The sequence below is a fragment of the Paenibacillus arenilitoris genome (assembly GCF_014705655.1).
In the GTDB taxonomy this organism is placed as follows: domain Bacteria; phylum Bacillota; class Bacilli; order Paenibacillales; family Paenibacillaceae; genus Pristimantibacillus; species Pristimantibacillus arenilitoris.
On record NZ_JACXIY010000001.1, the window covers coordinates 242,391 to 254,987 of the forward strand.

The 12,597-nt window shown below is 53.4% G+C and carries 7 protein-coding genes; 5 read left to right on the plus strand and 2 right to left on the minus strand.

Annotation, left to right across the window (positions count from 1 at the left end; all coding sequences use genetic code 11):
- Positions 1 to 28 precede the first annotated feature (28 nt).
- The 3 genes from IDH41_RS00840 to IDH41_RS00850 all read left to right on the plus strand — a co-directional run bounded on the left by IDH41_RS00840 (position 29) and on the right by IDH41_RS00850 (position 6,936).
- A complete protein-coding gene (locus IDH41_RS00840) occupies positions 29 to 6,148 on the plus strand; it encodes a glycoside hydrolase domain-containing protein (protein WP_190857382.1) in 6,120 nt (2,039 codons plus the stop codon).
- Between the two features lie 73 nt (positions 6,149 to 6,221).
- Positions 6,222 to 6,530 carry an alpha-amylase family protein gene (locus IDH41_RS00845; protein ID WP_223829336.1) on the plus strand — a complete coding sequence of 103 codons (309 nt, stop codon included), beginning with the start codon at positions 6,222 to 6,224 and terminating at the stop codon, positions 6,528 to 6,530.
- Complete coding sequence (locus tag IDH41_RS00850; protein ID WP_190857383.1) at positions 6,514 to 6,936, plus strand: hypothetical protein; 423 nt, start codon at positions 6,514 to 6,516, stop codon at positions 6,934 to 6,936. Before IDH41_RS00845 ends, IDH41_RS00850 begins: the two co-directional genes overlap by 17 nt.
- A 101-nt stretch (positions 6,937 to 7,037) precedes the next feature.
- Here the strand turns inward: IDH41_RS00850 and IDH41_RS00855 are convergent, their stop codons facing one another.
- Together IDH41_RS00855 and IDH41_RS00860 are read right to left on the minus strand one after the other, a co-directional pair.
- Positions 7,038 to 9,410, minus strand: a complete 2,373-nt coding sequence (locus IDH41_RS00855; protein ID WP_190857385.1) for an MMPL family transporter — start codon at positions 9,408 to 9,410, stop codon at positions 7,038 to 7,040.
- Between the two features lie 48 nt (positions 9,411 to 9,458).
- A complete protein-coding gene (locus IDH41_RS00860; protein WP_190857386.1) occupies positions 9,459 to 10,073 on the minus strand; it encodes a TetR/AcrR family transcriptional regulator in 615 nt (204 codons plus the stop codon).
- 184 nt (positions 10,074 to 10,257) lie between these two features.
- On the opposite strand from IDH41_RS00860, the gene IDH41_RS00865 reads away from it, so the two are divergent.
- Together IDH41_RS00865 and IDH41_RS00870 are read left to right on the plus strand one after the other, a co-directional pair.
- Positions 10,258 to 10,740 (plus strand): MarR family winged helix-turn-helix transcriptional regulator, encoded by a 483-nt coding sequence (locus IDH41_RS00865; RefSeq protein ID WP_190857388.1) that lies wholly within the window; start codon positions 10,258 to 10,260, stop codon positions 10,738 to 10,740.
- 85 nt (positions 10,741 to 10,825) lie between these two features.
- The gene (locus IDH41_RS00870) at positions 10,826 to 12,589 is read left to right on the plus strand and encodes an ABC transporter ATP-binding protein (protein WP_190857389.1); all 1,764 of its coding nucleotides are present in this window, start codon (positions 10,826 to 10,828) and stop codon (positions 12,587 to 12,589) included.
- The last annotated feature ends 8 nt before the right edge of the window (positions 12,590 to 12,597 follow it).

The following is a 12,597-nucleotide window of genomic DNA, read 5'->3' on the forward strand; positions in this document are numbered from 1 at the left end:
TCCATTAATATTGGGAGGGTTTAGAGTGTTGAACGTTAATAAAACAATCGTTTATTTATGTGCGATAATGATGATTTTCGGCAGTATGAACGTCGGTTATGCAGCCAATGGCGATATACCTTCCGCATCCCCGGAAAATATCGCAAGACTCGCCACTTTCGTAGACGCCGACGACAAGCTTTCCGAGACCCCGACGTTCTACTATTGGGAAGCCCAGTGGAGCTCAAACTGGTATCCTTTCGGCGTCAACGCAACGGAAAACGAGCCAAGCAAAATCATCGACGGCGATGGATCAACCTACTTGATTTCCAAGAAAAACGTCGATTTTTCAAGTGGACCGCGGTATATCACGTTAGGCTGGGATCGAGCACAGTCCTTCAATACGGCAGTCTTTTCCACAAAGTACGCCAAAGCACGAGGCATCAAAGAGTACAACATCGAAACGACGAAGGACGGTACGAATTGGAAGCCGGCGTTTGATACCAATCAAACGCTCGAATGGGACTATTTCATGGATGAAGACGGTTCACCCGTCATGGAACGGATAAAGGTCGACTTGGATCCGCAGCAGAATATCATTGGAGCAAGAATTGCTATATACAGCGCATATACGGAGGCAGCAAACGGAGATTACGCGTTATACGAATTGGAACTGTATCAACACGATGAGCATCACGTGCCTCCGGCTTTTGATTCGATTAACGATCGGACGGTCCCGACTGGCAGAAAGACAACCTTCTCCGTAACGGCGGTCACCTATGGAAATTCCGAAGTTACGTATTCTATTGCGGGGGACGCGCCAGCCTGGGCTGCGATCGATTCGGTTAGCGGCGAACTGGCGATAAACAATCCTTCTGCTCAAGATGTCGGCACTCATATCGTGACGGTTCAGGCTGTGGATTCAGTAACCGGCGCATACAGTTATCAGAATATTCCGATTACTATTACGGAAATGGCAAATATCGCGGCCTTGGCAAGTTCGATCGATTCGGCAGATAAGCTCACCGCGGATTATTCGATGCCTATCGATTACTATCAAAAGCAAGCCGGCGAGCCTTACTGGTATCCTGCCGGAACGTCATACATCAACAATTCTCCGGATAAACTGATTGACGGGGATAAATCCACGTTGTTCGTTTCCAAAATCAATACGGACATGGGCGGCGAACCTTCCGGGGACTCTCCGCACTACATTACGCTTAACTGGGCAGAGCCGCAACAGTTCAACGAGATTGTGTTCACGGCGGACTTCGGCAATCAGAAGAGCATTCTCAACTATAATATCGAGGTGACGAAAGACAATAACACGTGGACGAAACTGTTCAATGAAACCCAGAAATTAAATTGGACTTATTCGATTTATAATTTCCACGATTCTCCCAATCCGACGAACTTTACGGAAACGATACGAGTGATGCTGCCCGAACAAAGGGATGTATTGGGTATGAGGTTAGTTATCCTTACTGCGCCCGACGCCAACTGGGGGCAAGCACCCGGACGCAGCTATTGGTTGAACGAGCTAGAGCTATACAATAACCCTGAATTTAATAAACCGGTCTTTACGAGCGCGGCTGACAAGACGTTCCTGAAAAACACCTCCGTCAGCTTCCAAACGAAAGCAACGGCCAATGGCGCGTCCGTCCTATACTCGCTGACTGACGCTCCGGCAGGTATGACGATTAATGAGAACACCGGTGTCATTCAGTGGACCACGCCGGAAGAGGCTCAGGAAGTTAACGTGCTCGTGCGAGCAACGAACAGCCTGTCTCCCTTGTCGTATACGGATCAGACGATCAGCATCCATGTGACGGATTCGGCCGTAACGGATACCTGGACCGTCAACGCTCTACAGCCGATCTATCAAGCCGATACGATACCGAGCGGCGCGGATACAGACAGCTTTGCTTTCGTCATGGCGAAGAACGAATATGAAAGCGCTCAGATCGCGATCCGGAGCTCATCCGATTTCAGTATCTACGGACTGGAGTTCAGTGATCTGGCTAGCGGAGACAACATTATAAGCAGTTCGCAATTCAAATATGGTTTTCCTGAGTACCGCGTACCTGAGAACGCTCTTCCGAGTGAATTTAACTATATCGCCAACACCGAGACGACAAACCTGTATCCGGGTTCGTTCGTGGACCAGCTTCCGGACCCGATCTCCAATGAACAGTCGATCGATGTAAACGCGAATACGACTCAACCTTTGTTTTTTACGGTATATATGCCAAGCGGAGCCGCAAGCGGCATGTATACCGGCAATTTTACGCTCCAGACTTCTCTGGGAGACTATGTGTTTCAGATCAGCGCGGAAGTTGTAGAGATCACCCTCCCGGATGTCTCGGAACAGGATCTGACAGTCTATAACTGGACAGCCATTTACGGTCATACCCGCGAGAAAACCGACTTCATTAACCAGTACTACGGCGCGGTTAAATATAGCGAAGATTGGTGGGCGATCATCGAGAACTTTGCCCGTAACCTGGCGGATTACCGGAATAACATGCATATGGTGAAGCCGATGACGTTCTTATCCGACCATGGAATGACGTTGAATCATTTTACTGGGGATTCTGTGCCGGTCATCGCTGAAGAAGATTGGGCAGAGTTCGATCGGTATATGCAGATCTTCATCGACCAGGGCTTCACTCGTTTTTCCCTCGATCATCTGGTCGATAAGATTAATATGGTCGTCGGGGATAACGAGCATTGGAATAAGTACGACAAAGATTTAATCCATGCGGACGGCTCGATCGACCCCGGCGCGTTTCCGGTAACCGACAAGTTTGTGACCAACTATTTGACGGCGATCTATTCTCATCTCCAGGAAAAGGGCTGGTTGAATCAATATAAATGGTACTTGCATCTATTCGACGAGCCTAGCGAAGCAAGACCGGGTTCATTGCCATGGTGGTCTTATGTATCGAAGCTCTCCAAAAACGTTGCGCCGGAATTCAAGATCGGCGATGCGGGGCTTGCCTATTATTATCCTGAGCTTGTAGACACCTATATTCCCGAGATGAAAGATTATTATTTGGCTAAAGATTCGTTCGATTCATGGGCAAACCAGGATGAACATGAAGGTAAAGAGAAATGGGGATACAGCCTGGGCCACGATACCGAGCTCAACAGGTTGACCAACCAGCCGACTCTGACAAGCAGACTGGTGTTCTGGGACTTCAACCGTAATGACCTGACAGGTTATCTCAATTGGGCGTGGAATGCATGGTGGGACGGGGAGTATTATGGCGATACCTTTGCGGTCTATCCCGATGCCAAGCATAAGACGGTTAAAAGCTCGCTGCGCTATGAAGCCCAACGGGACGGGATCGAGGAATACGAGCTGTTGACCATGCTGAAATCCAGAAATCCGGATCTGGCGGACGAGATCCTGAATACGGCAGTAACGTCGAGAACCCAATATACGCTGGATGTGGATTATATCAAGGCGCTGCACGACTATTTGATCAGAGCCGCCGCAGGCCAATCTGTCGGAAGCATCCCGCAGCAAACCAAACCCTATCGGGAAGTGGTGAGCGGCAGCGAGTTAATCAACAACAGCGACAGCAGAATCACATACGAGGGGACGGGCTGGGCGACGGTGAATGCTCCCAACCAAACCTATAGCGGGGCTGTTAATACGACGAAAGCCGACGGTTCCTACGAAAATGACGTTAGCACGACCAAGGTGGATGGAGACTCCGCCGAACTGAGCTTTTACGGTTACGGCATTAACGTCTACGTGGAGAAAAATAGAAGCATGGGCAAATTCGACGTTTATATCGACGGCGAACTGCAGAGCACGGTAGATGCCCATGAGGATGTACTTTATCGGTTTTATCCGATTTATACGAACTATAGCTTATCGGACGGTCCCCATACGATCAAAATCGTGAACCGAGAAAATGGGGCCAATCGGAACAAAGACGGTACGCTGAAAAGCTTCCTCGTTCTCGATGCGTTTCGAGTCTTCAGCAACACGGACCCGGGGAAGAACACCCAGCTTTCCGGATTAAGCGTAACGGGCGGAGCGTTGAATCGGGAATTCGCGCCTTATGTTACCGACTATTCGATCGAGCTGCCGAACGATGCGGAACAAGTGACGTTAACGCCTGCCGCCATGAACATGAAAGCCAAGATTATCGTGAATGGCAAGAAGCTCAAGAAAGACGGGAAAATAACGGTTTATCCGAGAATTGGCAAGAACAGGATTACGATAACCGTTGATGACAAGGGAACGACGCGGGATTACGTGTTCCTGATCACTCGCTTGTCCAATAATATGGCATTAACCGCCGATGTTTCCGCCGATAATGCCATCACTCCCGACTACGTCCAATCGAGAACCGGTTGGAACTACGGGATGGGCGAGCATCAGGCAGCCGAAAGAACGCCTTCGAAGATCAATGACGGCGATCGGAGTTCTTTCTTTATCACCCCGATCCGTTACGATTTCGACGGTTATATCGACGACGCGACATCCCAGCCTTGGGGGTTCGTCGACGGGATTGAACAGCGTCGATTCTTCACCGCGGACGGTCAGCCGATCACCTATTATATCTCGTTGCATTGGGATGACCCTCAGACCTTCGATACGCTAAGGTTCTTCACGCAAAATGCGGCGGCTTGGGGCATTCACAGATATAATATCGAAACGACGCCGGACGGCGTGACGTGGGAACCGGTCTTTGACAAGCCGAAATACTTCTCTTATACGACGTTCACCGCGACAGAGAAAGAGCAAAAAGACGTCTACCTTCCGATCCAGGAAGATAAGCTCGGGGTAAGGATTGCCATTACGGCGGCCTCTTACTGGGGCTCGGAAGCCTATGCGCTGAACGAATTGGAAATCTTCTTCACGTCCGAGGTTCAACCGGGAATTGAAGTAGAATCAGATGCGAATACCGGCAGCCCGTCCGGCTCCACAGGGGACGACGATGACGATACGGTAGAAACTTCAAACGAATCGGGAACGATTGTCGCAGTTGAATTAGACCCGCCTATATTGAACCCGGCTACAGGTGTTGCAGCGGCAACGGTTTCAACCGATACGATCTCCCAAGCGATGGCCAAGGCGGCGATTGATCCCAAGACGGGCGTTAAGACGGTTGAACTTATCGTACCTGTCATTGAAGGAGCGAAGACGTATGAATTGAATCTGCCCGCCGATGCTCTTTCTTCCGGGGATTCAACCAAAATTTTAAAAGTATCGACTGCATTCGGATCGATCGCAGCTCCTGCCAGCATGCTGCCCGCAACCGATGTGACGGACAAACAATCTGTGAGCTTATCCATCGCCAAGGTGGATGCAGCCCGATTGGGACTGGAGTTGCGGGAGCAGATCAAGGATCGTCCGGTGATCGAGCTGATGCTTCATATTAATGGTACCGCAGCTGCATGGAACAATCCCGAAGCTCCGGTTACGATCACGATCCCGTATACGCCTTCGGCCGAGGAGTTAGCCGACAATGAGCATATAGTCGTCTGGTATGTGGACAGTTCGGGTCAGCCGATGCCTGTCCCGACAGGCAAATATGATTCAAATACGGGTTCAGTAACCTTCAGGACAACCCATTTCAGCCAATATGCCGTCGCTTTCGCGAAGAAGACGTTCGGCGATTTGTCAAAATTTGTTTGGGCCAAGAAGGAGATCGAAGTATTGGCCTCCAAAGGTATCATTACCGGTGTTTCTACCGATTCTTTCGCTCCAGCGGAGACAATCAAAAGAGCGGACTTCGTGCTGCTATTGGTCCGGGCATTAGGTTTAAATGCCAAGTCGGGCGACTCATTCTCCGATGTCTCATCGACGGCGTACTATGCGGATGCCGTCGGCATTGCGAAGAAGCTGGGCATCGTCACAGGAATCGGCGACAACCGGTTTAATCCGAACTCTTCGATTGCCAGACAGGAAATGATGACGATGATCGACAGGGCAATGACGGTCGCCAAGAAGAATATGAACGCCGGTCATGCGGATGATTTGGTGAAGTTCACCGATCAGGCCGACATTGCTTCATATGCGGCGCAAAGTATCGCAACGCTAGTAAAGAATGGTATCGTACAAGGCGACGGCAAAAGGATCGACCCGTTTGGATACGCGACAAGAGCCGAGACCGCCATGATGATCTACGCGATATACAAACGATAATCGATCGGAAAGGACAGAGGATCTCACGATCGATCTGTCCTTCCTACCATCCAATTTTGAGAGGAACAGAATCATGGAAACGATGCGATTCAGACAGGTCCACTTGGATTTTCACACTTCCGAACACATCAACGGAATCGGAAGGAATTTTTCTAAAGAACAATTTCAAGACATGCTGAAGCTTGGCCATGTAAATTCGATAACAATATTCTCCAAATGCCATCACGGCTGGGCTTATCACCCGTCCGAGGCGAACGAAATACACCCGGGACTCACGTTCGATCTGCTTGGGGCGATCATCGAAGCGGCACACGAAATCGGCGTCAAAACCTACGCCTTCATCCGGGGAGTACGGCGGACCCGGGATGGTCGAGAGCGATAACGGCGTCTATATCGCCTGGAACGTTTTCGAGGAATATGCTTCGAAGGGCAGCTTGGTTTTGAGAGAAACCGTGCTGTACGCTTTGAACCGGCTGCTGCCGAATAAGACGCTTCGCACGAATCTTCCGGCGCAAGGCATCGTCACCTTGCAGCGTCAAGCGGCGAATAATCGCTACATCAACCATTTGCTATATGGCGTTCCGGTGAGACGAGGCAAAAGCACGGAGATCATCGAAGATCTTGTCCCCGTTTACGATGTCGAGGTAGAGCTGCGGTTGTCGAATACGGTGAATAACGTATACCTAGCTCCGCAAAACACGCCGCTTATATTCGAGCAGCGGGACGGTACGCTGCGATACAAGCTTCCTAAGCTCGTATGTCATCAGATGGTGGTCATCGATATTTAAATGGCGACACGCGGTTGTTGTAGAAAAAAAGGAGCCGGCCTGCAGGTCCATGGATGGACCTGTGGGCCGGCTCCTTCTTCATTCCACGCCGTTCAAGGCAATCAATGAGCCTGACGAGGGACCGCCTTAGCCTTCGTGCCTGCTGCGGCTTCCTGAACCTTCAGCTCGGCAAGCAGCTTATCGCCTTCGACGTCGAGGTTGGGCAGCAGCCGATCCATCCACTTCGGCAGCCACCAGGCTTTGTCGCCGAAGACTGCCATGACCGCAGGGACAAGCGCCATGCGGACGAAGAAGGCGTCAATGAGGATGCCGATCGCCAGCGCGAAGCCGATCTGCTTGATCATGATGTCATGGGCGAATATAAACCCGGCGAATACGGAAACCATGATGACGGCCGCGGCTACGACGACGCGGCTGGCCTGATCGTAGCCGTGAACGACGCTCTCCTTGCCGTGAAGCCCATGGACGTAAGATTCGCGCATGGAGCTGACCAGGAACACTTGATAGTCCATCGCGAGCCCGTAAAGAATGCCGGTAACCATAATCGGCATGAAGCTGAGCAGCGGGCCGCCCGTGTCGAAGCCGAAGGCGGCATTCAGCCATCCCCACTGGAACACGGCCGTCGTAATCCCGAACGTGGCGAGCACGCTGAGCAGGAAGCCGATCGTCGCTTTGATCGGCACGATGATCGAACGGAACACGAGCAGCAAAATAAGAAGCGAGAGAATGACGATAACTCCGACGTAAAGCGGGAATACCTCTGCGAGCTTCGAGGACATGTCGATGTTGATCGCGGTAAATCCGGTCACGCCGATCTTCACGTCATGCGATTGCGCCATGCCGGAGTCCGCGGCGCGAAGCTCCTGAACCAAATCTTTCGTTTCTTTGTCAGTCGGGCCCGTCTTCGGAATGAGGCTGATGATGGCCATGTCGCCGGTTTGGTTGACGCCCATCGGCGAGACGACCGAAACGTTGTCATGCTGCCCAAGCTCCTGAACGAGTCCGCCGAGCGTCTCCATCGTTATCGCATCCGACTCGCCTTGCGGCTCGGCGACCAGAAGCAGCGGACCGTTGAAGCCTTCTCCGAAGCCGTTCGAAATCGCGTCGTAGCTCTGTCTTTGCGTCGTATCCAGGTTGGCGGTAGCCCCCGACGGAATGCCCATCTCCATCTTGGCGACCGGTATCGCGGCCGCGCCCAGGATGACGATGACGGCAGCGAGGACGGCCCAGCGGCCCTTCACGATTCCCGTTACCCAGCGGTGAGCGAAGCCATGCGGATTGGCGTCGCTCCGGCCGGCGCTCTTCGCGCGCGCTTTGGCCGAGCAGATTCTCTCGCCGACCAGGCCGAGCAGGGCAGGCAGCAGCGTCAGTGCGACCAACACGTTGACGAACACGGCTGCCGCCGCGACGAGCGCCATGGCGGACAAGAACCCGATGCCGATGACGAGCATGCCGCACAGCGCGATAATAACGGTCAATCCCGCGAAAAATACGGCGCTGCCGGCCGTGCCGACCGCTCTGCTCGCCGCTTCCCTGGCACTGAGGCGCTGCTCGAGAATGATGCGGCGCTGACGGTTCACGATGAACAGCGAGTAGTCGATCCCGACGGCGAGACCGACCATCAAGGCCAGAACGGGCGTCAAATCAGTCATATGGAACACGTTCGAGAAGGCGAAGGCTCCGCCAACGCTTATGCCGACGCCCAATAGCGCGGTCAGCAGCGGCAAGCCCGCGGCAACGACCGAGCCCAGCGTCATAAAGAGAACGAGCGCGGCGACGGCGATGCCGATCGCTTCCGTAGACCCGATCGCGGGCTTGGAAGAAAGCGAGTCGCTCGGCAATGCGGCAATGCCGGCCGTCTCCACTGGCGTCACGGCATCGATGACGAGGCCGGGCACCGATTCGGGCAGCGACATTTGCTGAACGGTGAATTGGAACTGGAACAGGGCGACGCTGCCGTCCGACGCGATCAAGACGCCCGGCACCGGTACGCCGTTCACCGTCATCGGGCCGTAAGGCGGCAATTCGCCCGCTGCTCCTTGAGCGCTGCCGGCCGCGTCGCCTTGCGCCGCTTGGCCGTCTTGCGCTGCCTGGCCGCCTTGCGCGGCGGCGTCGGTCATCGAGGCGCCGGCTTGCGCCGCCAATTCGATCGGATTGATGACATAGTCGAGGTTGTATACCTTATTGACGGCTTCGCCAATGGCTCCGAGCCGCTCCGCCGTGTCCAGCCGTTCGCCTTCAGGCGCGGTAAACACGATGCTGGCTTGTCCGCCGGAAGCCTCGGGCAGCTCTGCCGCCAGCTGATCGAGCACCTTCTGCGATTCCGTGCCTTCGATTTTCATCTCGGAGGTGACATGAATGCCGTTAACCCCGAGCATGGCAAGCACAATGCCGAGGATCGCAATCCAGCCGACAATGAAATACCACGGCCTGGAATAGGCGGATTTGCCCAATTTGTACAAGAAAGTTGACATATGCTCATGCTTCTCCTTTGTATATGGATAATAAGCTGACGGGATGAATTAAAAACCTTTGCGCAAATAATCGAACATCGTGTCCAAATAGTGATCGAACGTAATGGCCTCCGTCGCTTCGGCGGACGATTCGCCCGGAAGCAGCACGTTCAGGCTGCCGTCGAGCAGCGGCAGCACGGCCCCGTACACGGCGCCGATGAGAAGGTGCGTGTAACCGTTCGGATAACGTCCGCGCGACAGCTCGCTTAACGTGTCCTGCGCCGTTATTTGCAAACTGCGGAGCGCGCTAAGGATATACGGTTCAAGCGCCTTGTGCTCCTTCGAAAGCGATACGAGCTGTCGCAGCTTCCAGATATGCTCTCTTGTCAGCTGGAGCTTCATCAGCTGGTACAAGCTGTCAAGCAGCGTCATGTCCTCGTTCAGGCTGCCGATCCAAGCCTCGACTTCGTCGGCGCCGTGAAAGATGACCGCGGCCATCGCCACGGCTTCTTCCTTGCAGGAATAGTGGTTCGCGAACGTTCTTCTGGAGTAGCCGGCCCGCTGCACGACATCCTCGACGACGAAGCCGTCCAGCCCTTTCTCCAGCGCGAGAGCGAACGCCGCGTCGGCAAGGGCATTCGCGGTTGCTTCCCGTTTCATATGGCGCAAGCTTTGTTTGTTCATCATGGTTTCGCTTAAGCGTTCACCTCTTTCCGGTTGAATGGCAGCTTTTCAATAATCGATACCTATTTATATTATTGCCCAATGGGCAATCATGCACAATGGGCAAGTTGTTACGGTTTTGTGGCGGGAACCTCATCCGAACGATCGCTTGCGCTTGTTGCAATAAAAGGAGGAACGAGCTAGAATGGCATCATTGCAACTGAAGGATAAGGAGGGCCAAATGGATAAGGACAGGTCGGTTGCGCTGGAGCTCAGAACGGTCAGGAACTTGTTGAAGCGGCAGGTAGACGGCTTCATTAGTCAAAAATTCGGGGATCAATTGACCGGCATGCACGGATGGGCGTTGAAGTTTTTTATCGATAACAAGGACAAGGATATTTTCCAGCGGGACTTCGAGCACCAGTTTTCGATCCGGCGCTCGACCGCGAGCAAAATTTTGCAGCTGATGGAGAAGAACAACCTCATCACGAGGCAATCGGTTCCTTATGATGCGAGATTGAAGCGGATCGTTTTTACGCCGACAGCCGTCGAATATTATGAAGCCATTATCGGGAAGTACGTGGAATTGGAGCGTGAATTGAAGAGTGGATTGTCACGGGAGGAGCTGGATACGTTCTTCGGCGTTCTGGATAAAATCAAAAGCAATTTGGAGCAGCGGTCGTCGTAGTTGATGGGACGGCTTTCATTACGGTAATATTGTTAGTAAGCTTACAGTTCTATAGCTAACAACAGGAAGAAGGGGCGTTCGGTAAATGCTTAAGATTTTGAAGTATTTCAGTACGAAAAATGTTTGGTTTATTATCGTCAGCACCGCGTTTATCGTGCTCCAGGTGTGGCTCGATTTGAAGCTGCCCGATTATTTGGCCGAAATTACGCAGCTGGTGCAGACGGAAGGCAATTCCTTGAGCCAGGTGTGGGAGCCGGGCGCATATATGATGCTGTGCGCGATCGGGAGCTTGCTGGCCTCCTTCATCGTCGTCTATCTCGTCGCGCAGAGCGCCGCATCGCTGGCCAAGAGACTGAGGAGCCTGCTCTTCGACAAGGTCGAATCGTTCTCGATGGCCGAGATGAACCGCTTCTCGACGGCGAGCCTCATTACGCGCTCCACGAACGACATTACGCAAGTGCAGACGATTATGGCGATGGGGCTGCAGGTTATGATCAAAGCGCCCATTCTGGCGGTCTGGGCGATCGTGAAAATTTCCAGCAAGAGCTGGCAGTGGACGCTTTCGTCCGGCGTTTCGGTCGCGCTCCTTCTGCTCATGATCGCGATCGTCATCGTGTTCGCCATGCCGAAGTTCAGAGCGATTCAAGGATTGACGGATCAATTGAACCGGGTTACGAGGGAGGGCTTGACCGGTCTGCGGGTCATCCGCGCCTATAACGCCGCCAAGAGCCAGGAAGCGAAGTTCGAGCGCGCGAACCGGGAGCTAACCGGCGCGAATCTGTTCACGAGCCGGCTAATGGCCTTAATGATGCCGGTCATGAGTCTGATCATGAGCGGATTGAGCCTGGCGATCTATTGGATCGGCGCGCATCTGATCAATGGGGCGGAAATGCCGTCAAGGCTCGGCTTGTTCAGCGACATGGTCATCTTCTCGTCGTACGCGATGCAGATCGTCATGGCTTTCATGATGCTGTCGATGGTTTTCTTCATGCTGCCGCGGGCTTCGGTATCCGCGAAGCGCGTCATGGAAGTGTTAAATACGGAACCTGGCATCAAGGACGGCGGTCTCAAGCCTTCGGCGGGCGCGGGGACGGGAGAGATCGAATTCCGGAACGTCAGCTTCAAATATGCCGATTCCGATGAATATGTGCTTGAGGACATCAGCTTCGTCGCGCACAGAGGCGAGACGGTCGCGTTCATCGGTTCGACGGGCAGCGGCAAGAGCACGCTGCTCAACTTGATTCCGAGATTTTACGACGCGACGGAGGGCGAGGTGCTCGTCGACGGCATGAACGTGAAGGATTACGCTCTGCGGGATTTGCATAACAAGCTCGGCTACGTTCCTCAGAAAGCGGTGTTGTTCACCGGTACCGTGACGTCCAACGTCGCCTACGGCGATAACGGACGGGCGGCGGGGTCGGCGGACGACGTGAAGAAAGCGGTAGCGATCGCCAAAGGCAAGGAGTTCGTCGAGAAGCTCGAGGACGGGTATGAAGGCAGCATCTCGCAAGGCGGTACGAACTTGTCCGGCGGGCAGAAGCAGCGGTTATCCATCGCCAGGGCGGTGTACCGCAAGCCCGACATTTACATTTTCGACGATTCCTTCTCGGCGCTCGATTACAAGACGGACCGTCAGCTGCGCTCGATGCTGAAGCAGGAGACAACCGGCGCTACCAATCTGATCGTGGGACAACGCATCGGAACGATCAAGGAGGCCGATCTCATCCTCGTCCTCGACGAAGGCAGGATCGTAGGCAGAGGCAAGCATCATGAGCTTCTGCAAACCTGCGAAGTATATCGTCAAATCGCGAACTCGCAATTATCGAAGGAGGAGCTCGAAATTGGCTAATCAACAGA